Source organism: Streptomyces sp. NPDC046870 (assembly GCF_040704595.1).
GTDB lineage: Bacteria > Actinomycetota > Actinomycetes > Streptomycetales > Streptomycetaceae > Streptomyces > Streptomyces argyrophylli.
The window spans coordinates 47,016-69,172 of record NZ_JBEYXM010000020.1; the positions used below are offsets into that span (position 1 = coordinate 47,016).

Sequence of the window (22,157 nt, forward strand, 5' to 3'; positions counted from 1 at the left end):
CGTCGCATCCCTACCCCGCGGGCGGCCCCTGCCCCGCACCGGCGGCGGAACCGCGTACGGCCGTGCGGCGGGGCCGGAGCCTGGCGCCCGCCATGGCGGCGAACACGACGGCCCAGAACACCGCGGCGATCCACACCTCCCAGCGGCCCACGCTCGTCATCCACGAGGTTCCGGTGACACGTCCCAACTCGTGTGTGGTGACCGCGTACATGCCGACCGGGAAGACGAGGTTCCACCAGCCGAGCTCGTAGCGCAGCGGAACGCGGCGCAGGGCGTGCCGCCATACGCCCAGGGCCAGCAGGAGGGGGATGAGCCAGCTGGAGAACGACCACAGGACGACGGACGACCCGACCAGGAGCGGGCGCGACGGCACGGCGCCGCCGGGCGGGAGGGCGATCAGCCGCACCGCGGCGAGCACCGCGATCGACGCCGCCCCCATGAAGATCCAGACGGACGTCATGAGGCCTTCCGGCTGGACCGGCCGGGCCAGCAGCCGGGCCAGGACGATGCCGGCGGTCAAGAGGTACTGCATCAGGCCGACCGACCAGCACACCACCGCCAGCACGGGCAGTACGTGGCCCGGGGTCACCCGCGCGAGCGAGGCCGCCGCGACCGCCACCGACTCCGATCCCACCGCCCACAGGAACCAGGTGCCGTTCACCTGGTCGAACGACGGCCCCCGTTTCAACGTGGTGATGAGCGCGACCGGAATGCCGTAGTCCAGCACCACCCACCCCAGCGTCCCGAACGCCAGGAACGCACCGGCGACCGCGGTGTGGCCGTCCGGCACGAGGCGTGCGGCCAGTACGTTGGAGGAGATGGCGAGGGTGAGGAACGCGAAGGCGCGCGGCCCGAGGAGGTCCGCGACGAACCGCTCCCGCCACCGCAGCAGCCGCCAGCCGTAGGCCGGCACCAGGACGGCGAATCCGGCCAGTGCCACCCACAGCAGCGCCGCGGAGGCGGTGCCGGCGCCGTTGACGTACAGGGCCGTGGAGACGATGCCGGTGCCCATGACGAAGGCCAGCGCGCCCGCGTTGAGGTCGGCCACCGCGGCGGACAAGCCCGCGCGGCAGCCGGCCGGCCGGACACCGGACGCAGTGCCTCGGGGCGTGGGAGGTCCGGCAGCCGGACGCCGTTCGTCGCGGGGGCCGGTGTCGGTGAGCCATTCGGCGAGGACCGCGGCATGGCTGCGGCCTGTGTCCTGGGCGGCGGTCAGCAGGGTGAGGCCGCCGTGTCCGGCCAGGTCCCGCAATCGGGCAGCCGCGTGCCGGTGCCGCTGGTCGCCCAGTTCGGTCCGGTAACGGCGGCGGAACTCACCGAATTGCAGGGGGTTGCGGTCGTACCAGCGCTGCAGTTCGACGGAGGGTGCGACCTCCGGCACCCACGCGTCGAGCGGCGCGCCGTCCCGGCGCGCGCCCTGCGGCCAGACCAGGTCGACGAGCACGCGCACGCCGTCCTCGGAGGGCGTCTGCTCGTCGATTCCACGGCAGATGATCTCGGCTGTCACACATCCTCCGGATGCCCCCGCTGTAGAGACTTTACCGATATGTGCGTTTCATCGCTTTTCGGAAGCAGAGACGGTCGGGGCACCGTCCGGTACCGCCCCGGCGGCGGTCCCCGCAAGGGCCTGAGTGACGGTGTGCGCGATGGCCCGGGCCGCCAGGCCCGCCTCCGCGAGAATCTCGGCGCGGCCGGCCTGGCGGGGAAACCCGTCGGCCACGCCCAGGACACGCACCGGAGTACGGACGCCGGCCTCCTGGAGGGCCTGGCCCACGGCGGTGCCCACTCCCCCGTGGCGCAGGCCGTCCTCGACGGTGACGACCAGCGCGTGATCGGCGGCGAGGGCGGTCAGTTCACCGGGAAGCGGCTTGACCCACAGCGGGTCCACGACGGTGACCTCGACCCCGTGCCGGGCACACAGCCCCGCTGCCTCGAGGGCGACCGCGGCCATCGTTCCGACGGCGATCAGCAGGACGCCGCCGGCGACGGCGGCCTCACGCAGCACGTCGACCGCACCGGCTCGGCAGACCGCCGGAATCTCCGGGCCGACGGCGCCCCGCGGGTAGCGCAGGACTGTCGGCGCGTCGGTGATCGAAACCGCCTGCGCCAACCGCTGCCGCAGCGTGACGGCATCGCGGGGAGCCGCGAGGCGCAGCCCGGGGACCGCCTGGAGCATCGCCAGGTCCCAGAGCCCGTTGTGGCTGGGCCCGTCGTCACCGGTGACTCCGGACCGGTCGAGCACGAGGGTCACACCGAGCCGGTGCAGGGCGAGGTCCATCAGCACCTGGTCGAGTGCGCGGTTCAGGAAGGTGCCGTACAGGGCGATCACCGGATGCAGTCCCGCCATGGCCATCCCGGCGGCCGACGCGACCGCGTGCTGCTCGGCGATCCCGACGTCGAAGAACCGTGCCGGGTACCGTGCGGCGAAGTCGTTCAGGCCGACCGAGCCGGGCATGGCCGCGGTGATCGCCACGACCTCGGGGTGCGTGTCCGCCAGTTCCACCAGTGCGCGGCCGAACGCCGCCGACCAGGTCAGACCGGCAGGCCGCAGAGGGCGCCCCGTCCGCGGGTCGATGGTGCCGATGCCGTGCAGGTGGTCCTCCTCGTCCTGCTCGGCAGGCGCGTACCCGAGCCCCTTGCGTGTGACGCAGTGGACGACGACGGGCTCGCCATGGGCCTTGGCCCGCCGCAGGGCCTCTTCCACGGCGGTGAGGTCGTGGCCGTCGACGGGCCCGAGGTAGCGCAGTCCCAGCGCGCCGAAGAGCGAGTGCGGCGCCACGGCCTCGGCGGAACCCTCCCCGGGACCCGGCCTCAGCCCCTCCTTCACGCCCTCCTTGATGCCTTCCTTGGCCGCGTGCAGGGTGCGGTGCAGCGCGCGCCCCGGCGTCCCGGCACCGCCGAGGACCTGTCTGCCCCAGCCGGCCAGACGCTCGTAGCCGGCACGGCCGCGCAGGGCCGCCAGGTGCCTCGCGAGTCCGCCCACCGTCGGTGCGTACGAACGGCCATTGTCGTTAAGGACGATCACCACGGGCCGGTGGGGTGCCTCCGCGATGTTGTTGAGGGCCTCCCAGGCCAGCCCGCCGGTCAGTGCTCCGTCGCCCACCACGGCGACGATGTGCCGGTCCGTCTCTCCCGCGAGCTCCCCGGCTTTGGCCATGCCGTCGGCGTACGACAGGGCAGCCGACGCGTGGGAGTGCTCGATGTGGTCGTGCGCGGACTCCTCCCGGCTGGGGTATCCGGACAGACCGCCGCGCTGCCGCAGCCCGGTGAACTCACCGGCCCGCCCCGTCAGGATCTTGTGGACGTACGCCTGGTGCCCGACGTCCCACAGCAGCCGGTCACGCGGGGAGTCGAAGACCCGGTGCAGCGCCAGGGTCAGTTCCACCACGCCCAGGTTGGGCCCCAGATGCCCGCCCGTAACCGCGACGTGCCGGACCAGGAACTCGCGGATCTCCCCGGCCAGCCGCACCAGCTCCGGACGGCTCAGCCCCCTCAGGTCCGCGGGCTGTCCGATCCTTGCCAGCAGGCTCATGCCGCTGCTCCTTCCTCGCGGTGACGACGGTAGATCCGGAAGAGGCCGGCGACGGAGGTTCCCGCAGGTCACGTCGGCCGCACATCAGGACGCGGAAGACCTCGTGGCACGCCGGACCCCGGGCCACTGTGGTCGCCGGCCCCCGCTCGGCCGGAGCCGGAGCGGAACGCCGTCAGCCGGCCGTCGTCCCGGCGGGGTCCGGCCAGCGGCTCGTGACGACCTTGCCGCGCGTGTAGAAGTGCACGGCCTCGCTGCCGTACATGCGGTGGTCGCCGAAGGCCGAGTCCTTCCAGCCACCGAAGGAGTGGTAGCCGACCGGCACCGGCATCGGCACGTTCACGCCGACCATGCCGGCCTCGACCTCCAGCTTGAACCGGCGGGCCGCACCGCCGTCCCGTGTGAAGATCGAGCTCGCGTTGCCGAACGGGGAACCGTTGATGACGCGCATGGCCTCCTCGTAGGTCTCCGCGCGGACCACGCACAGGACGGGACCGAAGATCTCGTTCCGGTAGACGTCCGAGTGCGTACCGACCCGGTCGAGGAGCGAGATGCCCATCCAGTGCCCGTTCTCGAAGCCCTCGACGGTGAAGTCCCTGCCGTCCAGGACCACGTCGGCGCCCTGGGCGGCCGCGCCAGCGACGTAGTCCGCGACCTCGTCGCGGTGTGCCCTGGTGACGAGCGGGCCCATCTCGGACCCCGGCTCGTTGCCCGGGCCGATCCTGACCTTCGTGGCCCGATCGACGATCCGGGGCACCAGCGCGTCGCCCGCGGAGCCGACGGCGACCACCACGGACACCGCCATGCAGCGCTGCCCCGCAGAGCCGTAGGCGGCGGTCACGGCGGCGTCGGCGGCGGCGTCGAGGTCGGCGTCGGGCAGCACCAGCATGTGGTTCTTCGCGCCGCCGAGGGCCTGGACGCGTTTGCCGCTCGCGGAGGCCCTGCGGTAGACGTGCCGGGCGACCGGCGTGGAGCCCACGAACGACACGGCCGCCACGTCCGGGTGGTCGAGCAGCGCGTTCACGGCGGTCTCGTCGCCGTGAACGATGTTCAGCACACCGTCGGGCACCCCGGCCTCGGCCGCGAGTTCCGCGAGGAACATGGAGGCGGAGGGGGCCTTGCTGCTCGGCTTGTGGACGAAGGTGTTCCCGCAGGCGATCGCCATGGGGAACATCCACATGCCGATCATCGCGGGGAAGTTGAACGGCGAGATACCCGCGACCACGCCCAGCGGCTGGCGCAGCGACTCCACGTCGACGTGGTCCGACACCTCCGTGGACGTCTCACCCTTGAGGGCCGTGCCGAGCCCGCAGGCCAGCTCGACGATCTCCAGGCCCCGCGCCACCTCGCCCAGCGCGTCCGCGTGGACCTTGCCCTGCTCGGCGGTGATCAGCGCGGCGAGTTCGTCCCGGCGCGCGTCCAGCAGCTCGCGGTAGCGGAAGAGGATCGCCGTCCGCCGCGCGAGAGGTGACGTGCGCCAGGTCGCGTAGGCCTCCTTCGCCGCGGCGACCGCGGCGTCGACCTCGTCGGCTCCGGCCATCGCGACCCGTGTGGTGACCTCTCCGGTCGCCGGGTCGGTCACAGGGCCCCAGGTGCCGGAAGCGGCCACGGCGTCTCCGAAGGGCTTGCCACCTATCCAGTGGACGACGGTCTTCATCGCGGAACTCCTTCAGAGGTGACGGCGGCGGGCTTCCGTACGGCTCCGGGCGCCCACCACAAGGGCGTTGAGGTCAGCCGGAGGGTCCGCGGCCCGGCCACGGATTCGCCTGCACCGCCCGCGCGGTGCAGGACTGCCGACATCGAAGCTACTTCTCCGATCCGCGCGTTCGGGCGCTGCGGAGGCGCACGGCCCGAAGTGCCTGCCGCGTGTCCGGAAGTGTCGTGGGGTGGATCACGCGCGTGCCGAACGCCAGACCCGAGCCGTAGCGGGGGGGGGTGGACTTCGGTGCCTCTCCTGCGAGGGGAGAGGCACCGTCGCTCCCGGGCATCGCCGGGGCGGTGACGGGATCCGTCAGCGGAAGGCTGCCTCCACGAGCTCCTTCTGCTCGGCGGCGTGCCGCCTGCCGGAACCCACCGCGGGCGCCGAGGCGGGCGGTCGGCCTGCCAGGTCCGGGGAGCGGTCCGCCAGCCGCTCCACGTGCGGCCTCACGAAGGACCACGCGCCCTGGTTGCCGGCCTCCTCCTGCACCCACCGCACCTCGGCGTCACGGGGGAAGCGGGCGAGTTCCGCGGCGAGTTCGGCGTCCGGGAACGGGTACAGGCGCTCCAGCCGGACGATCGCGGTGTCCCGCAGCCCGGCGTTCCGCCGGTACGCGTCCAGGTCGTAGAAGACCTTCCCCGAGCACAGCAGCACACGCCGGACCCCGGCACCGTCGACCGCTGCGTCCGGCAGGACCGGACGGAAGGAGCCCGTCGTGAAGTCCGTCAGCCCGGAGGTGGCCTCCTTCAGCCGCAGCATCGACTTGGGGGTGAACACCACCAGCGGCCTCCTGCGCCCGGTGAGCGCCTGCTGCCTGAGCAGGTGGAAGTAGTTGCCGGGCAGTGTCGGGACGGCGACGGTCATGTTCCCCTGCGCGCACAGCTGGAGGAACCGCTCGATCCTGCCCGAGGAGTGGTCGGGACCCTGCCCCTCCAGGCCGTGGGGCAGCAGCAGCGTGACCCCGGAACGTTCCCCCCACTTCTGTTCCGACGACGCGACGTACTCGTCGACGACGCTCTGCGCGCCGTTGGCGAAGTCGCCGAACTGGGCCTCCCACAGCACCAGGGCGTCGGGCCGCTCCAGCGAGTAGCCGTACTCGAAGGCCAGGGCCGCCATCTCGGACAGCATCGAGTCGTAGGGGGTGAAGTCCGCGGCGCCCGCGCCGAGCCCGTTCAGCGGAGTGTGCTCCGCTCCGGTGCGCCGGTCGGTGAGCACCGCGTGACGCTGGCCGAAGGTGCCGCGACGGGAGTCCTGACCGGCCAGCCGTACCGGAACGCCCTCCATCAGCAGCGAGCCGATCGCCAGGGCCTCCGCGGTGGCCCAGTCGACGGTCCCGGCGTCCAGCATCGTCGTACGCCTGCGGAGCTGCGGCAGGACGCGCGGGTGGACGGTGAAGTCCGCGGGGTGCCCGGTCTGGGAGGCGATGACGTGCCGGGCGGCGGCCTCCGTGATCGCGGTCGGCACGCGCGCGGCGGTGTCGTCCTCGGAGCCGGTGGGGGCGGCGGGCCTGAGGGAACCGGCCGCCGGCAGGGCGCGGGTCTCGGCGAAGGCCCGTTCCAGGCGCTCCCGGTAGTCCCGCAGGGCGCCCTCCGCCTGCCGCTCGTCGATGGCCCCGCCGGCGACCAGCGCCCGGGCGTACAGCGTGCGCACGGACGGTGTGGCGCTGATGCGGTCGTACATGCCCGGCTGGGTGATGGACGGGTCGTCGACCTCGCTGTGGCCGTGCCTCCGGTAGCAGATCAGGTCGATGACGACGTCCTTGTGGAACGTCTGCCGGTAGTCGAAGGCCAGGCGTGCGATCCGGACGACCGCTTCCGGGTCGTCCGCGTTGACGTGGAAGACCGGGGCCTCGACCGTCCGCGCCACGGCGGTGGCGTAGGTGCTGGAGCGGCCGTTGGCGGGCGAAGTCGTGAAGCCGAGCTGGTTGTTGATGACGACGTGCACCGTCCCGCCGGTGCGGTAGGCGGGCAGCTGCGACATGTTCAGTGTCTCGAAGACCACGCCCTGCCCGGCGAACGCGGCATCGCCGTGGACGACGACCGGCAGGACGGAGAAGGCCTCGCCGCCGCCGTCGGCCAGGTCCTGCTTGGCGCGCACGACCCCCTCGGCCACCGGACCCACGATCTCCAGGTGAGAAGGGTTGGCCACGACGGAGACGGCGAGCGAGCCGCCGTCCAGGGCGTGGTAGGTCCCTTCCGCTCCGAGGTGGTACTTCACGTCGCCGGTCCCCTGGGCCGACAGGATGTCCACCGCGTCCTCGAACTCGTGGAAGATGCTCCCGTACGACTTGCCGACGATGTTGGCAAGGACGTTGAGCCGGCCGCGGTGGGCCATTCCGATGACCGCTTCCCGTACTCCGTGCCTGATACAGCAGTGCAGCACGGCGTCCAGCAGCACGATGGCGGACTCGCCGCCTTCGAGCGAGTACCGCTTCTGGCCGACGTACTTGGTCTGCAGGAACGTCTCGAAGGCCTCCGCCGCGCCCAGCCGATAGAGGATCTGCAGCTGGTCCGCCCTGTCCGGCAGGGGCGCGGGCGCCTCGATCCGCTCCTGCACCCAGCGGCGCTCCTCGACGGCCTGGATGTACATGTACTCGGCGCCCACCGTCCCGCGGTAGGACGTACGAAGGACGTCCAGCACGGCGCGCAGGGTCATGGCGTCGCGGCCGGCGAAGCCGTCGACGACGAACTCCTCGTCCAGGTCCTCCTCGCTCAGCCCGAATGCCGCGATGTCGAGCTCCGCGTGTGCGGCCCCCGGTCCGCCGGCCGCGAGGGGATCGGTGTGGGCCGCCAGGTGTCCGCGCGCCCGATGGGCGTGGATCAGCGCGGCGACGCGTACGGCCTTGAGCGCCGCCTCGCGCGCGCTCCCGTCCGAGGACGGCGCGCCTGTAGGCTCACGCCAGCCCGTCGCGGAGGCCCGGGAGACGAAGAAGTCCCTCCACTTCTCGTCGACCGATTCGGGGTCGTGCAGGTAGCGCTCGTACTGCTCGTCCACGAGCCATTCGTTGAGGCCGAATTCCGGTTCTTCGAGCGCCCTTTCTTCGGCGCTGGATGTCGACGCCACTGGGTGGATCGCCTTCTTTCCTCGTTCGGGACAGCCGATGGCGGGCGCGTTCGCGCGTGCCCCGTCATCCGCGCGTCGCTCCCGGCGGGGGTGCGGCCCCGTTCCGTTGCGGCGGGGTACGCGCATCGCTGACCGTGTGGCACCACCGACGCTACGGCAGCGCCGGGCCGGTGCCGGGGTCCGAAGGTGCCGGGGAGGCGTCACATCAGGACGTTCCCCGGCGCCGCGCCGTGCCGGTGGACGCGGTGTCCGCGGGCGCGGGGGGCGGACGTCCTGATGTGAGGGCGCCGTGGCATGCGGAGCACTGCGGTGGCGGCCGGACGACACCGTAACGTCGTAGGGCCAACGAGCCGACGGCTGCGGCCGCGGCCCGTGCGCTGTCGGGGCAGGGTGCCGGTGTGCCGACCGCCGACGGTGATCGCCGATCAGAGGAAAGAAGCGTTCTCCGCCGTGACATCCGATCCCAGCGACACCCGGACCCTCCTGCCCGCGAGGGCCTCGGGGACCCGGCACGCCAGCCACGCACGTCCCCGGTTTCCGGCGGCGGGCGGGACGCGACGTCCGCATCTGGGCCCCAGCTGGTTCGCGGCGGTCATGGGCACCGGTATCGTCGCCAACGCGGCGGTGACGTTGCCGCGGAGCTCTCCCTGGCTGCGGGACGCGGCCAGGGTCGTCTGGGCGGGCGCCGCGGTACTGCTGGTCGTCCTCGCGGTCCGGTACCTCGGGCAGCGGGCGTTGCGGGTGCACGCCACCGATCCGGTGCTGGCGCCGTTCCTCGGGGCCCCGCCGATGGCACTGCTCACGGTGGGCTCGGGCGCGCTGCTGCTCGGCGGACCGGTGATCGGGGCGCGGACGGCCCTGACCGTCGACTGGGTGCTGTGGTCACTGGGCACCGCGCTCGGCCTGGCCGCGGCCTGCGCGGTGCTGTTCGTGATGGTCACCCGGCACCGCTTCGAGCCGGACGCGGCGTTCGGCGGCTGGCTGATGCCGGTGGTGCCGCCGCTGGTCTCCGCCGCGACGGGCGCACTGCTCGTCCCGCACACACCCGCCGGCCAGCCGCGGCTGGCGCTGCTGCTCGGCTGCTACGCGATGCTCGGGCTCGGCCTGGTGGCGGTGCTGCTGGTGCTGGCGATGGTCTTCAGCCGCCTGGTCCACCACGACGCACCCACGGGGGCGGTGGTGCCCACGGTATGGATCGGTGTGGGCGCCGTCGACCAGGCGGTGACGGCGATGGGCACCCTCGCCGCGGCGTCGCCGAGCGCGTTGTCCGGGTCGTACGCACGGGGCGCGGCGGCCTTCGCGCTCCTCGGGGGAGTCGGGCTGTGGGGCTTCGCGATGCTGTGGCTGGTCCTCGCCACGGCGCTGACCGTACGGCAGTTGCGGTCGGGACTTCCCTTCGCGCCGACCTGGTGGTCCTTCATCTTCCCGCTGGGCGCCTGCGTCACCGGCACGAGCGCGCTGGCCGCCCGCACCGGGTCGCAGCCCCTCGTCTGGACGGCGGTCGTGCTGTACCTCGTGCTCGCGGCGGCCTGGGCGGTGGTGACGTGGCGTTCGCTGCACCACGCCGCCGGACACGCCGCCCGCAGGTGAGCCCGGACGTGAATGCCGCCCCCGCCGCCGGGGCGCCGTCGCCGGTGTCGAACAGGCAGCACACGCGCCCGCTGTCGGCGGTGAGGTCGGTGAACGCCTTCCTGATGCCGGCCGACCGCGCGAACAAGCGGCTCATCCCCGACGTCGCCGGCCAGCACTCCAACGACGCGTAGCCAGGATGCGGAAGGGACTCGAACCGGACCGTCGCGTAGATGTACCCGATCTGGACGCGCCCGTCGGCCTGGGGTTCGATACCGCCCGTCTGCGCGTAGTCGCGCAGTGCGTCATCGGCGTCGAACATGAGGGACATGTCGAGCGCGAGCGTGCTGTGCGTGGAGCGGTCGACCGGCTCGCTCTCGAAGTGGGACGTGAACGGGGGGACGAGCCGCTCACCGTCGGGCAGGGTGATCTCAAGCGGCGGCACGGCACGGGCCGGTGGCGCCGGCGCGGCCGGATTGGCCAATGCCCTGGCGACGTTCCGAGGACTCAGACAGATGTCGTAGCCGTAGGTCAGCCCCACGTTTCCCCCTCTCGCGCATGGCACCGCACCCTCTCACGGCTCACCCCGGGGGCGCTCGTCGATGCGACCGAGCAGGGCAGGACGGGCCGTGGCTGAGGACTACCCGACCGCGTACCTGTGCGGGCGACGGCCCACGCCGACCCCCGGGCACGGCGTCCGGCAACGCGCCCGTACGGGTGCCGGCCGGCCCGCTCGGCCGTCCGCCGGCGCTCGGTGGGCGAGGGGACCGCGCCATGCGGGACACCTGCCGGGACGGGCGTCACCACCGCGCGGCTCCGCCTCGGGCGGCCGAGGTCAGGACCGAGACGGCCGAGTGGTTCACCGTGCCCTGGTCGCATGGCCCGGCGCGGCGGCGAGGTGGCCACCGACCTGATCCGGCCGGCGCCCGGGGCGCAGGTACCGGCCTGTTCGGCGTCGGCGGTCGCGCCGTGGCGCAGAGCCGATGCCGAACCGTCGGGTACCGCTGCGCGCCGCGAAGCGAGGGCGCCCGCCATGGTGAGGCGCTCTACTCGGTGTTTCCGGGGCGCGGTTAAGGTGCGGGCATGAGCAACCAGGCCCCGACGCTGGAGGACGTCGCCCGTGAGGCGGGCGTCTCCCGGGCGACCGTCTCCCGGGTCGTCAACGGTGTCCGCAACGTGGACCCGGCGATCCAGAAGCTGGTGCACCGCGCGATCGAGCGGACCGGTTACGCCCCCAACCGGGCCGCCCGGTCGCTGGTGACCCGGCGCGCCGAGACGGTGGCGCTCGTGGTGTCCGGAGCCGGGGACCTCTCCCGGGAGACCCAGGAGGCCTTCGTCGCCCGGACCTTCGCCGACCCCTTCTTCGGAAGGGTGGTCTCGGGGATCGTCGGCTTCCTGCGGCCACGCTCCATGTACCCGGTGCTGATGTTCGCCGAGTCGCCCGAGGACCGGCAGGAGGTGCTGACCTACCTGCGGCAGGGCCGTGCCGACGGCGCGCTGGTCGTCTCCACCCACGCCGACGATCCGTTGCCCGCGCTGCTGGCCGAGGCGAAGCTGCCCACCGTGCTGTTCGCCCGCCCGGCAGGCGAGGTCCCACTGAGCTACGTGGACCTGGACCACCGGCACGGCGGACGGCTCGCGGCGGAGCGCCTCCTCGCCCGCGGCTGCCGCAGACCGGCCACCGTGACCGGCCCGCTGGCCCTGCCGGCGAGCCGGGAGCGGCTGGCGGGTTTCCGCGACGCGCTGGCCCGTGGCGGCCGTCCGCACGTGCCGGTGGCCGAGGGAGGCTTCACCGTCGACAGCGGTATCGCCGCCATGGAGCGGCTGCTCGCCGAACACCCGGATGTGGACGGCGTGTTCGCCGCCAACGACCTCATGGCCCAGGGCGTCTGCCGGCTGCTCCGTGAGCGGGGCAGACGGGTGCCCGAGGACGTCGCGGTGATCGGCTTCGACGACTCGGGGGTCGCCCGGTCCTGCACTCCGCCGCTGACGACGGTGCGCCAGCCGGTCGAGCAGATGGCGGCGGAGATGGCCCGCCTCCTCGACGCACATGTTCGCCGGAACCGTACCGATCCGACGTGTGTCCTCTTCGAGCCGGAACTGGTCGTGCGGGAGACCGCGTGACGGGGACTGAGGGCGGAACCGGGCACCGACGCCTGCGGGGCCGTCCATCGCCCGGCCCCGGGTGGTGCCGGGCGGTGTCGCCCCCCGTCAACGCCCGGGGTCCGGCCGGCCCCGCGGTGCGCGGGACCGGCCGGGCCGAGGGCGGCACCGGCGGTCAGGGCAGCCGGTAGTCCGTGTTCAGGGCCGCACCGGCTTCCGGGTGTGTCTGGTCGTAGCCGCGGGCGTCGCACTGGAGGCCGCCCACGATGCAGTGGTCGACCATGGCCTTGAGCGTGCGTTCCTCCCACGCGTTGAAGAAGTCGTAGTGGAAGGAGTAGCCGCGTCCGCTCGCCAGGTGCACCTGGGACATGTCGCCGTTGACCGGGAAGGCCATCTTGAACTCGATCATCGGCAGTGCCACCGGATGGTCGTCGGGGCACATGTTGTCGTTGGTCCCGGGCTTGACGACCGGGTACGCCATGTGGCTCCTGTGGTCCGGTGTGTCGAGGTACTTCCCGTCCCAGCAACTGGGTGCCTGGAAACGGATGTTGAGCTGTACGTCGGCCCGGTCCGGGCAGCTCGTGGGGATGTCGGTGTTGAAGTAGCTGTCGCCGCACTCCCAGCCCTCGACGAAGCCGCGGTGGTGGCGGAACTGGTCGGCGCTCTGCATCGGATCGCCCACCACGAACCGCAGGCCCCTGGGGAAGGGCCGCACGCTGGTGTAGTCGGTGACGCCGGCCTTGTAGTAGATCGTCTGGGGGCCGACGGGCAGGATCTTCTGGTCGCCCTTGTACAGCGAGGGCATCCAGTATCCCGAGGCGTCGGCGGGTGCCTTGCAGGTGGTGGCGCCGCCGTAGAGGGAGGCCGTGGTGCTGCCCGCGTCGGTCGAGGTGTTGCCCATGAAGGTGTGGTCGTGGGACTTGCCGGGCTGGCCCGGGTAGACGATCGGGTCGTCCGGAGCGGTGTGCGTGACCGAGCAGTTGGCCTGGAACTCGTGGAAGTAGCGTGGCGGCGGGGTCTTCGTGGACGGTGTGACGCCGGTGACCTGCGGCACGGCCGGTATGTAGCCGTCGCCGTCCGGGTCGTCGCCGGACGCCTGGGTGGAGGCGGCCATCACGTGCCCGGTGTGCGCGGCCGCGGCTGCGGGAACCTCGCGGCTGTCACCGGCGGCGGAGATGGTGCCGACGCCCAGGACACCGGCGAGGAGGGCGGTGCCGAGGAGGAGTGCGGGGAGTCGTTTCGGACTCGATCTCATGAGGGTCTCCTGCCCGTGGGGTGGGAAGAGGGCCCGCGCACACGGGCGTGACACGCGGGTGGTGCGTTCGGTGCGGTGGCGGCGGAACGCCGCGGAGGTTCCGTCACCGTCGTCCGGGGCACAGCCGTCAGCCGTAGATCCCCAGTTCGTGCAGGGAGTAGCCCCAGCCCGTACCGCGTGCCGTCAGCTGGAGGCGCACGTAGCGGCCGGTGGCCGAGACGTCGAGGGTGTCGACGTCACCGTCGCCGGCGGTCGTGGAGTACACCGGGCGCCAGGTGTTCGCGTCGTCGGACACCTGCACCTCGTAGGACTTGGCGTAGGCGGGGTCCCAGACGAGCTGAAGCCTGCGCAGGGCCTTGGGGGCGCCGAGGTCCACCTGGAACCACTGCGGATCGCTCCAGTCGCTGGCCCAGCGGGTGTCCGCGCGGCCGTCGACGGCCAGGGCCGGGGTGCAGGGGCAGTCGCCGTAGGACTGCTGGGAGGAGGAGGCGGTCGCGGGCCGGTTCAGCGCCAGGTCGGTCCCGCTCACCGGCGGGGCGACGACCTTGACGGACCTGGTCTCGATGCCGGCGTTGCCGTGCCCGTCCTCGGCCTGCACGTAGACCTTCCACACGCCGAGTCTCTGGGGTGCGGTGACCGTGAAGTTCCCGTTCCCGGTCGAGCGCCACTGCGCCTCGACGAGCCGCTTGTCCCCGTTCGCGTAGTTGCCGCTGAGGAACACCTTGTACGTGACCGCGTCACCATCGGGGTCACGGACGTCGGCGTGCACGGTGAAGTCGCCGCCGGCCGGTGCGGAGGAGGCCGGGGAGACGGTCATGCCGCTGATGACCGGGGGCGTGTTCCCGACGGACGCCGAGCCGGTGTACGCCTTCTTGACGGCGTAGTACGACAGCCGCTTCAGCCCGTCGGGGACGAGGTTGAACCAGACGCCGCCGAAGTCGTGTTCGGTGCCGTAGTGGAAGAGGGTGGCGCCCAGGGCCACGCCTTGGTGGCCGGTGACGCAGTTCCAGGCCTTGGTGTACCCGTCCGCCTTCTGCACGTCGGTCGGCTCGTCGGGGACGCCGTTGGCGTCGTCGGGCACCTCCCACTCGCCGGCCGGTCCGGTCTCGGTGACGATGTACGGCTTGGTGTACCCCCCGTCGATCCAGTCCTGCCGGACCTTGCACACGTTGCTGTACGAGTTCACCGCGTACAGATCGAGGTCGGGCGCGTTGCGCTTGTAGTACGGCCAGGCGCCGGTCCACGCGTCGGTGGAGGTGACCGGGTGGTCGGGGTCGATGCCGTGGATCTTCTTGGCGACGTCGTTGACGAAGCTCGTGTAGGCGTTGCGCTGGGCCTCCAGTTCCGTGCCGCCGTAGCAGTTCTGGAGACCGAGGACCGACTCGTTGCCGACGTTCCACATCAGCGTCGCCGGGTGGCTCTTGTAGGCGTCCACCCACTTGGCGAACTCGGTGAGCATGGTGCTCTTGTACGCGGTGTCGGTCACGTAGTCGACGCAGCCTCCGGCGCCCGGCCCGCCGCCGGGCTGGAGCCAGAAGCCGTTGATGACGCGGATCCCGTTGGACGCCGCGGCGTCCAGCAGTGCCTTGCTCGAACCGTCGGTGCCCCAGGTGCGGATCGTGTTGGCGCCCATGGCCCTGACGTCCGGCAGGTACCTGGGCGCATCGGAGACCGCCGGGCCCCAGGTGACCCCCTTGACGGTGTACGGCTGGCCGCCCACGGTGAGGCGCCAGTTGCCCTGGCCGCCCTCGACCTTCACGGCGCCCGGGGCGGGGGGCGGTGTGGTGCCGCCGGCGGAGCCGTAGACCTGGAACTCCCACAGCGAGTACCCGTATCCGCCGGACCGGGCCAGGCCCTGCATCCGGACGTAGCGGCCGCTCCCGGACACGGTGAGGTCGTCGGTGCCGCCGTCGCCGCCGGTCACCTTCTTCAGGGTGTGCCAGTCGCTGCCGTTGTCGGACGCCTGGATCTCGTAGTCCTTGCCGTAGGCCGACTCCCAGGTCAGCACCACGCGGCTGAGGTTCGACACCTGGCCCAGGTCGACCTGGAACCACTGCTGGTCGCTCCACTGGCTGGCCCACCGGGTCCGGGTGAGGTCACCGTCCACGGCGGCTGCGGCCGCGTAGCCGTCGCCCTCCTGTGAGGAGGCGGTGGCGGGCCTGCCCTGGGACAGGAGGGTGTCGGCCGCGTGCGCGCCGGGGGCGAGCGCCACGGTGAGCGAGGAGGCGAGGAGGGCGCCGAGAGCGACGAAGGGAACGGCCGCACGGCGGCGGAGGGAGGGGGTGGTAGCCGGTCTGGACAACGGTGCTCCTGACGGGTCGGGTGCGGTGGGGTCGCCGAGGACAGGACGTGGTGCCGGAGGGGCCGTCCTTCTCGGCCCCCTGAACCGGTTGGCGGTGTGGGGATGCGTCGGCCACGCTCCTGCGGAGCAGGGCGTCCATGTGCGCGCCGTACGGGAGTTGCTGTCCCCGCGGGCCGCGGTGCGGGGCAGGCCGGTCCGGCCCGAAGGGGGGTCGTGGCGGCCCGGGTACGGGGTGACGCGGAACAGGGCGTGGGGTCAGGGGCGGGAACGGCGGTCGACGGGGCGGCGGAGGGATCCGAGGGCGGATGCCCCCGCGCTGTCGCCGACGTGCTCGTACCGGCCGTTGCCGCCCGGCACGACCACCAGGGCGTCGTGGAGTGTTCCTCGCTCGGCGCCGTGACGGGCTTGCCCCGCGCCGGGAGCACGGGAGCGTCCTGTGCGGCGGTGTCCGGGAGAAGCGCGAGCAGAACGCCGACCAGGGTGAAGGGGAGAGCACCGGCCGTTGGCGCCGCGGGCCCGGGCGGGGCGTCCTCTGCGTTGCGGCATCGCTGCGCTGGTACCGAGAGCGGACACGAAGTCGTCTCCTCGGGAGCGGAGTTGGGGGGGCGTGCGGGACTGGGAGAGCGCTCTCCCGACCATGCCCGGCGGTCATCCCGGGGTCAAGGAGTCGGACCCCTTTTCTTTCGGCTTTATTTAAGAAATTGCCCCAGGGGGCGTCCTGGCAGCAGTCCGAGTCCGGCCGTGGTTGGTGTGCCGGGTTCGGCGGTGTGGACACCGATGCTCCGTCGGGGGGGTGCCTTCCAGCCGTCCTCAGGACGGAGGGCGTTTCGTTCACAGGATCTGAGCCCGACCGCCGGCGGGGTGGTTCCGGATTACGCCGGAGACCTGCCTTCTGCCAGCGGCAGAGCACCGGCCCGACCGGGCTCCACGATCGCTACAGTCCAGGCTCATGACGACGGTGACAACGCGCACGATCGAGTACGCGGCCGACGGCCTGACGATGATCGGGCATCTCGCGCTCCCGGCCGGTACCGGCCGCCGGCCCGCGGTCCTGGTCGGGCCCGAGGGGGTGGGGCTCAGCGACGTCGAGCGCCGCCGGGCCGATGCGCTCGCCGAGCTGGGCTACGTGGCCCTGGCCTTCGACCTCCACGGCGGGCGCTATCTGGCCGACCCTGAGGAGATGCTGGCCCGTTGCACGCCGCTGCTCGCCGACCCCGACCGGATGCGGGGCATCGGCCATGCGGCGCTCGACGTGCTCCGCGCCGAGCCGCGGACCGCCCCGGACCGGATCGCCGCCGTCGGCTACGGCACCGGGGGCGCAATCGCGCTGGAACTCGGGCGCGACGGCGCCGACCTGCGAGCGATCGCGACAGTCAACGGACTGACCACGGGCCGACCAGGCGAGACGGCGCGCATTCACTGCCCGGTGTGGGCCGGGGTCGGGTCGGAAGACCCGATCATGCCGCCCGCGCAACGGGAAGCGTTCTCTGCCGAGATGCAGGCCGCGGGCGTCGACTGGCGCCTCGTGGTCTACGGCGGCGCCTTGCACGCCTTCCATCACCCACCGGTCGACCACATCGTGCTTCCCGGCGTCGGCTACCACCCGCGGCACGCGCAGCGAGCTTGGCGGGACGTCGTCGACCTGCTCGCCGAGTGCCTGCCCACAACGGAGTGATCTGGTCGGCGACCACGATGTGCGCAGAGGGGGTTTCTGCACAGGCTCTCAGGCGGTCGCACCAGTGAACCGCCGGCTACAGGCCCGCGAGCCAGAGGTGTCCCGGGTGCACCCGGGCGAGGAGCCCGGCCAGGGTCTCACGCTGAGCCGAGGTCATGTGCAAAACGGTCGCCTCGAAGTCTGCCTGATCCTTTTGGCGGGCATGCTTGGCCTTGAACAGCAGGACCAGTTCGGGCGCCAGATACGGGATGCCGTCTTGTGTGTGATGGACGATGTCGCCGTAGGGAAGCCGGATGCTCTCATCGCGTCGGCAGATCCAGGTGTCACCGTCGTGCGGTTCGCGGAACACGTCGAGCAGGTAGTTTCCGGTGGCCGGATCGCGGAGCCACGTCTGGTGCACGGCGGCCAGCGCCTCCGGTGTGGCGTCCTCCCAGATCCGGCCGCTTCCTACGGCGTCGAAGACGTATCCGGGGAAGCGGTGGCGGACCTCGGGAAAGCTCGCGGCCGGAACCGCGATCTCGATGTCTCCATGAGCACGCGTCCGCGTGCCACGGAACAAGTCCAGCGCCCAGCCCGCGGCCACGTACCAGGGCGCACTGATCCCGGCCAACCGCTGCGCGACCTCACTCGGCGTCCAGCATGACGACCACCTGGCGGGGAGGGCTTCGATCTCGTCGGGTGACAGTTCGACGCCGCCGCTGGGTAGTCTCTCGCTCACCGATGGAACCTATCAGCGGACGCGAAGGGTCCCTGGCCGTGGTCGGTGAAGGCGAGGAGCTCGTCCTGGGGTCGCACACCGCTGGCGATCACGGCCGGTCACCAGCGGGCCGGGTTCCTCGGGAAACCGGGTGGCAGTCGCATACACACTGCTGCTGGGCCACTACGACACCGAGGGCCGGCGGCGGCACCCCGCACGATGACACCGCCCGCGCCCCGGCCTCTCCCACACGACCCGCCTCACAACCCTGCGACGCGGCGACGCGGCAACGCGGCGACGTCGTGTGACCATGCGGGAATGACACCTGGTCAGATCATCTTCCTCAACGGCACATCCAGCTCAGGGAAGTCGAGCATCGCACGGGAGCTTCTGGACATCCTGGACGACGGCGTCTACTTCCACCTGGCGGTCGATGCCTTCAACGCGATGCGCAGCAAGCGCGAGCTCGAGGCGGAGGAGCTCGACGCCGCGCTGCGGCGTACCCGGATGGGCTTCCACCGCTCGATCGCAGCCATGGCCCAGGCCGGCAATGACATCGTGGTCGACCATGTGCTGAGCGAGCCGTGGCGGCTGCTCGATTGTCTGACGGTCCTGCGCCCTGAGGACGTCCTCTTCGTCGGCGTCCGTTGCCCGCTGGATGAACTGGCACGCCGTGAGCAGGCCCGGGGCGACCGTCCCTCGGGCCTGGCGAAGCACCAGTACGGCCTGGTTCATCGCCACGGCGACTACGACCTGGAGTGCGACACCAGCACGATGAGCCCGCGCGAATGCGCACAGCGCATCAAGCAGTTTCTCCCACAGCTCCCCCGCCCCAACGCCTTCACCCGCCTGCGACGGCGCTACCTGGCCGACGGCGAGCAGCCCTCGACGGCACCCAACTGCGCCTATGAGCGCGAACTCTGAGCGGATTCCGGCCCAGGCACGGTCTGCCCTGTGAGTGCCCTCCGGGGTGAGGGTGTCGCGGCCGGCCCCCGAGACCGGTCGCGACGCCCACCGGGCCGCGGTGCGGCGGCGCCGGGTGACTGTCGGCGTGGCCGGGGCGGTGGTGGCCGCCGTCGTGGCCGTCGGCGCCTGGTTCGCCTCCTCGGGCGAGGACGACGACCAGCCGGCCCCGGCCACCCACAGCACGTCGGCCCCCTGACCCGGGCGCAGGTCACCGGAAGGGAGGCGGCTGTCGATGACCATGGTGAGACGGGCGGCGGTGCGGGAGCTGGCGCAGGCAGGCGAGCTCATGCGCTGGCGTCATCTGCCGCCGTGTGGGTCGGGGGCAGTCGCGGTGTCGGAGTGGTTGTCCCACACGTACGCCCGCCCGGTCCTGATACAGGTTCGCCCTGATGCCGCGGCCGATCCCCGTGTGAACGCGGACCGTGGCGCGGCCGTTCAGCCGGTAGTGCTCGACGGTGCACGTGTGGCCGTTCTGACGCGGCCGAGGTCGCTGACGCCATCGCGCGAGTTGTCGCGAGAGAGCACGGCACTTGGCCTGTGCACACCCGCGTGGACCCCGGCGGTGATGGCAGCGAAGCCGTCCGCGCGGTCGTCGGCCGCATCCGCACCGACTTCTTCCGCCGGATCGGCCTGGACAGCCCGCTCAGCGCGGGCAACTCCCGGTGACGCCAGAAGACGTCTGGCCGGGCCGCGCCTACGGGTGCGTGTCCGTGATCGCGATGACCTCGTCGAGGCGGTCCCGGGCGGCTTCCAGATCTTCGATCTTGGCCTGGATGCGCTCGCGCTCGACGCGCAGCATGGCTCGTTGGTCGGCGTCGGTGTGCCCGGAGTCCCAGCACGGAAGGAGTTCGCTGATCCTTCGGCTGGTCAGGCCGGCGGCGAACATCTGCTGGAAGAAGCGGACCAGCGGGATGGCCTCCTGCCGGTACAGGCGCTGGCCGGACGGGCTGCGCTCAGCGGTGAGCAGCCCCTGCTGCTCGTAGTAGCGCACGGCGCGCACCGAGACGCCGGCCCCCCGTGCCACCTCACCGATGCGGATCAACCGCTCGGTCGCGTCCGCTGTGACAGACATGGTGATTCCTCTCACCCTGACTCTGACGGCCGGCACTTGCCTCTGACGTTAACGTCAGGTTTTAGCGTACCGGACATGGATATCAACAACTCCGTCGCCCTTGTCACCGGAGCCAACCGCGGCTTGGGCCGTGCCTTCGCCCAGCGCCTGCTCGAGCGGGGCGCCCGCAAGGTCTACGCGACGGCCCGCCGCCCGGAGACCGTGGACCTGCCCGGGGCCGAGGTGCTGTCCCTCGACATCGCCGATCCCGCATCCGTGAGGGCCGCCGCCGAGGCCGCCCCGGACGTCTCGCTCCTCATCAACAACGCGGGAGTCAGTACGGGGACCGACCTGGTGACCGGTTCGCTGGACGCGGTCCGGCACGAGCTGGAGACCAACATGTTCGGACACCTGGAAATGATCCGGACGTTCGCGCCGACGCTCGCCGGGAACGGCGGCGGCGCGATCGTCAACGTCCTCTCCGCCATGTCGTGGTTCGGAGGCAGAGGCGCCGGTGCCTATCACCTGTCCAAGGCCGCCGCCTGGGCCATGACCAACGGCGTCCGCCTGGAGCTCGCCGAACAGGGCACGCTCGTCACAGCGGTGCACCTCGGCCTGGCCGACACCGACATGGCCGCGGGCTGGCCCGTGGACAAGATCGCTCCGTCGGACTTGGCCGACGCGGCGCTCGACGGTGTGGAGGCGGGCTCCGCCGAGGTCCTCGCCGACCAGTGGAGCCGGGATGTCAAGTCCCGTCTCCCCCTGACGCCGGAAGAGTTCAACGCCGCGATGGACCGCGCCCTGGCGGAGCTGATGGCGGTCTGAGGGCTCCTCGGGCCCCAAGGACTCCAGTCGGCTGCCTCTCCATCGGTCTCCCGAACTCCTCAGGCGGGTCTGACGGCAGGCCGGTCTCGGTGGGGCAGCCGGGCTTCGAGGAACGCGTTGAGCAGTGCGAAGACGACGAGCAGCGCATCGTCGAGAACGTCGTTCCGCACCCCGCGATCGGCCAGGAAGGCGCGCACTCGCCGCCGGACGGGAGGCATGTCAGCCATCTCGTGGGTCCCGAACCTGACAGCAAGGGAAGAGGTTCCGCGACTTGGACGGGAGGGGAAGCAGCACGAGGGGCACGGCGCTGCCGTAGCCGCAGACTCATCCCGCGAGGGAACGTGAGGGGCCATGGCGATTCGGCTGCTACCGTCAGGTACGGAACGGCTCCGTTCCGTACGTTACAGAGGGAGGCGGCCTGGTCGGCGGTCGCCGGATCGCGGTACCGGTCCGGCGCCGGGAACGCGGGGCTCGCCCGCTGCCGGCCGTGGCCCGGTCGGCGGGCTCAGCGGAGCAGCAGGTCTCGGATCGCCCCCGTGATCTCGTCGGGCGCCTCCTCCGCCATGAAGTGTCCCGCCCTCGTGAGCCGGTGGTCCAGGTCCGGTGCCCACGCGTGCCAGACCGCGGCGGCGTCGTAGCCCAGTCGCACGCCCCAGTCCTGCTGGACGACCGTCACGGGCATGGCCAGCTGGGAACCGGCGTCCCGGTCCGCCTGGTCGTGTGTGACGTCGATGCCCGCCGAGGCCCGGTAGTCCGCGACGATCGACGGCACGGCCGCGGCGCTCGCCCGCAGGTACGCGGCCCGGACCGGTTCCGGCATGGCGGCCGGATCGCCGGCCCACGCGTCGAGGAAGGAGCCGAAGTAGGCGTCCGCGCTGTTGGCGATCATCGTCTCCGGCAGCCCCGGCGGCTGCGCCATGAGGAACAGGTGGTAGCCGACCGCCGCCGGGACGCCGCGCAGGACGTCCCACATGTCCAGCGTCGGCAGGACGTCGAGGATGCCGAGGTGTGTGAGGGTCTCGGGATGGTCCAGTCCCGCCCGGAAGGCGACCAGGGCGCCCCGGTCGTGGCCGACCAGGGCGAAGCGCTCATGGCCGAGAGCCGCGGCCAGGGCGACGACGTCGGCGGCCATGGTGCGCTTGGAGTACACCTCGGGGCCGGTGGCCGCCGGCTTGTCGCTGGCGCCGTAGCCGCGCAGGTCGGGACAGATCACCGTGTGCTCGCCGGCGAGCCGCTCGGCGACGTGCCGCCACATCAGGTGGGTCTGCGGAAAGCCGTGCAGCAGCACGACCGGGCTGCCGCCGCCGCCGACGGCGGCCGCCAGCTCCACGCCGTCCGTGCCGGGCAGACGGACGTGGTCGAAACCGGGGATGGTGAGCGTCATGGAAGGCCCTTTCGGGGGGTCGGCGGACCGATGAAAGCC

General features: G+C 72.1%; 18 protein-coding genes and 1 pseudogene. 8 read left to right on the forward strand and 11 right to left on the reverse strand.

Features of this window, described 5'->3' with window-relative positions; genetic code table 11:
* Positions 1-10: 10 nt before the first annotated feature.
* From AB0946_RS31145 to AB0946_RS31160, 4 genes are all read right to left on the reverse strand, one after another.
* The gene (locus AB0946_RS31145) at positions 11-1,507 is read right to left on the reverse strand and encodes a DUF488 family protein (RefSeq protein WP_366764006.1); all 1,497 of its coding nucleotides are present in this window, start codon (positions 1,505-1,507) and stop codon (positions 11-13) included.
* Between the two features lie 48 nt (positions 1,508-1,555).
* Positions 1,556-3,532 (reverse strand): 1-deoxy-D-xylulose-5-phosphate synthase, encoded by a 1,977-nt coding sequence (gene dxs, locus AB0946_RS31150; protein ID WP_366764007.1) that lies wholly within the window; start codon positions 3,530-3,532, stop codon positions 1,556-1,558.
* Positions 3,533-3,704: 172 nt separating this feature from the next.
* Positions 3,705-5,186, reverse strand: coding sequence for a CoA-acylating methylmalonate-semialdehyde dehydrogenase (locus AB0946_RS31155; RefSeq protein ID WP_366764008.1), 1,482 nt, complete (start codon positions 5,184-5,186; stop codon positions 3,705-3,707).
* A 354-nt stretch (positions 5,187-5,540) separates the two neighbouring features.
* Positions 5,541-8,858 carry a multifunctional oxoglutarate decarboxylase/oxoglutarate dehydrogenase thiamine pyrophosphate-binding subunit/dihydrolipoyllysine-residue succinyltransferase subunit gene (locus AB0946_RS31160; protein ID WP_366764009.1) on the reverse strand — a complete coding sequence of 1,106 codons (3,318 nt, stop codon included), beginning with the start codon at positions 8,856-8,858 and terminating at the stop codon, positions 5,541-5,543.
* On the opposite strand from AB0946_RS31160, the gene AB0946_RS31165 reads away from it, so the two are divergent.
* From AB0946_RS31165 to AB0946_RS31175, 3 genes are all read left to right on the forward strand, one after another.
* A complete protein-coding gene (locus AB0946_RS31165) occupies positions 8,859-9,881 on the forward strand; it encodes a TDT family transporter (RefSeq protein WP_366764093.1) in 1,023 nt (340 codons plus the stop codon).
* A gap of 8 nt (positions 9,882-9,889) precedes the next feature.
* Positions 9,890-10,054, forward strand: coding sequence for a hypothetical protein (locus AB0946_RS31170; protein ID WP_366764010.1), 165 nt, complete (start codon positions 9,890-9,892; stop codon positions 10,052-10,054).
* 889 nt (positions 10,055-10,943) lie between these two features.
* Positions 10,944-11,984 carry a LacI family DNA-binding transcriptional regulator gene (locus tag AB0946_RS31175; protein ID WP_366764011.1) on the forward strand — a complete coding sequence of 347 codons (1,041 nt, stop codon included), beginning with the start codon at positions 10,944-10,946 and terminating at the stop codon, positions 11,982-11,984.
* Positions 11,985-12,138: 154 nt separating this feature from the next.
* Here the strand turns inward: AB0946_RS31175 and AB0946_RS31180 are convergent, their stop codons facing one another.
* A complete protein-coding gene (locus tag AB0946_RS31180; RefSeq protein WP_366764012.1) occupies positions 12,139-13,218 on the reverse strand; it encodes a DUF1996 domain-containing protein in 1,080 nt (359 codons plus the stop codon).
* A 127-nt stretch (positions 13,219-13,345) separates the two neighbouring features.
* Positions 13,346-15,520: a discoidin domain-containing protein gene (locus tag AB0946_RS31185; protein ID WP_366764013.1), complete on the reverse strand. Its 2,175-nt coding sequence runs from the start codon at positions 15,518-15,520 to the stop codon at positions 13,346-13,348.
* A 949-nt stretch (positions 15,521-16,469) separates the two neighbouring features.
* Between AB0946_RS31185 and AB0946_RS31190 the strand changes: the two genes are divergently transcribed.
* Positions 16,470-17,195 carry a dienelactone hydrolase family protein gene (locus AB0946_RS31190; RefSeq protein WP_366764014.1) on the forward strand — a complete coding sequence of 242 codons (726 nt, stop codon included), beginning with the start codon at positions 16,470-16,472 and terminating at the stop codon, positions 17,193-17,195.
* A 76-nt stretch (positions 17,196-17,271) separates the two neighbouring features.
* On the opposite strand, the gene AB0946_RS31195 is transcribed toward AB0946_RS31190, so the two are convergent.
* Positions 17,272-17,913, reverse strand: a complete 642-nt coding sequence (locus AB0946_RS31195; RefSeq protein ID WP_366764015.1) for a hypothetical protein — start codon at positions 17,911-17,913, stop codon at positions 17,272-17,274.
* 297 nt (positions 17,914-18,210) lie between these two features.
* Between AB0946_RS31195 and AB0946_RS31200 the strand changes: the two genes are divergently transcribed.
* Positions 18,211-18,816 (forward strand): AAA family ATPase, encoded by a 606-nt coding sequence (locus AB0946_RS31200; RefSeq protein WP_366764016.1) that lies wholly within the window; start codon positions 18,211-18,213, stop codon positions 18,814-18,816.
* A gap of 115 nt (positions 18,817-18,931) precedes the next feature.
* A complete protein-coding gene (locus AB0946_RS31205) occupies positions 18,932-19,054 on the forward strand; it encodes a hypothetical protein (RefSeq protein WP_366764017.1) in 123 nt (40 codons plus the stop codon).
* A gap of 101 nt (positions 19,055-19,155) precedes the next feature.
* Here the strand turns inward: AB0946_RS31205 and AB0946_RS31210 are convergent.
* Positions 19,156-19,333 (reverse strand): annotated as a pseudogene (locus AB0946_RS31210) (lamin tail domain-containing protein); the annotation flags it as partial.
* Positions 19,334-19,395: 62 nt separating this feature from the next.
* Between AB0946_RS31210 and AB0946_RS31215 the strand changes: the two are divergent.
* Entirely contained in the window at positions 19,396-19,524 is a 129-nt protein-coding gene (locus tag AB0946_RS31215) for a short-chain dehydrogenase/reductase (RefSeq protein WP_366764018.1), read from the forward strand.
* Positions 19,525-19,552: 28 nt separating this feature from the next.
* Here the strand turns inward: AB0946_RS31215 and AB0946_RS31220 are convergent, their stop codons facing one another.
* Positions 19,553-19,930 (reverse strand): MerR family transcriptional regulator, encoded by a 378-nt coding sequence (locus AB0946_RS31220; RefSeq protein ID WP_366764019.1) that lies wholly within the window; start codon positions 19,928-19,930, stop codon positions 19,553-19,555.
* 75 nt (positions 19,931-20,005) lie between these two features.
* Between AB0946_RS31220 and AB0946_RS31225 the strand changes: the two genes are divergently transcribed.
* Positions 20,006-20,734 (forward strand): SDR family oxidoreductase, encoded by a 729-nt coding sequence (locus AB0946_RS31225; RefSeq protein WP_366764020.1) that lies wholly within the window; start codon positions 20,006-20,008, stop codon positions 20,732-20,734.
* 59 nt (positions 20,735-20,793) lie between these two features.
* Here AB0946_RS31225 and AB0946_RS31230 read toward each other — a convergent pair whose 3' ends face one another.
* The gene (locus AB0946_RS31230) at positions 20,794-20,961 is read right to left on the reverse strand and encodes a hypothetical protein (protein ID WP_366764021.1); all 168 of its coding nucleotides are present in this window, start codon (positions 20,959-20,961) and stop codon (positions 20,794-20,796) included.
* Positions 20,962-21,239: 278 nt separating this feature from the next.
* Positions 21,240-22,118, reverse strand: a complete 879-nt coding sequence (locus tag AB0946_RS31235) for an alpha/beta hydrolase (RefSeq protein ID WP_366764022.1) — start codon at positions 22,116-22,118, stop codon at positions 21,240-21,242.
* Between the last annotated feature and the right edge of the window lie 39 nt (positions 22,119-22,157).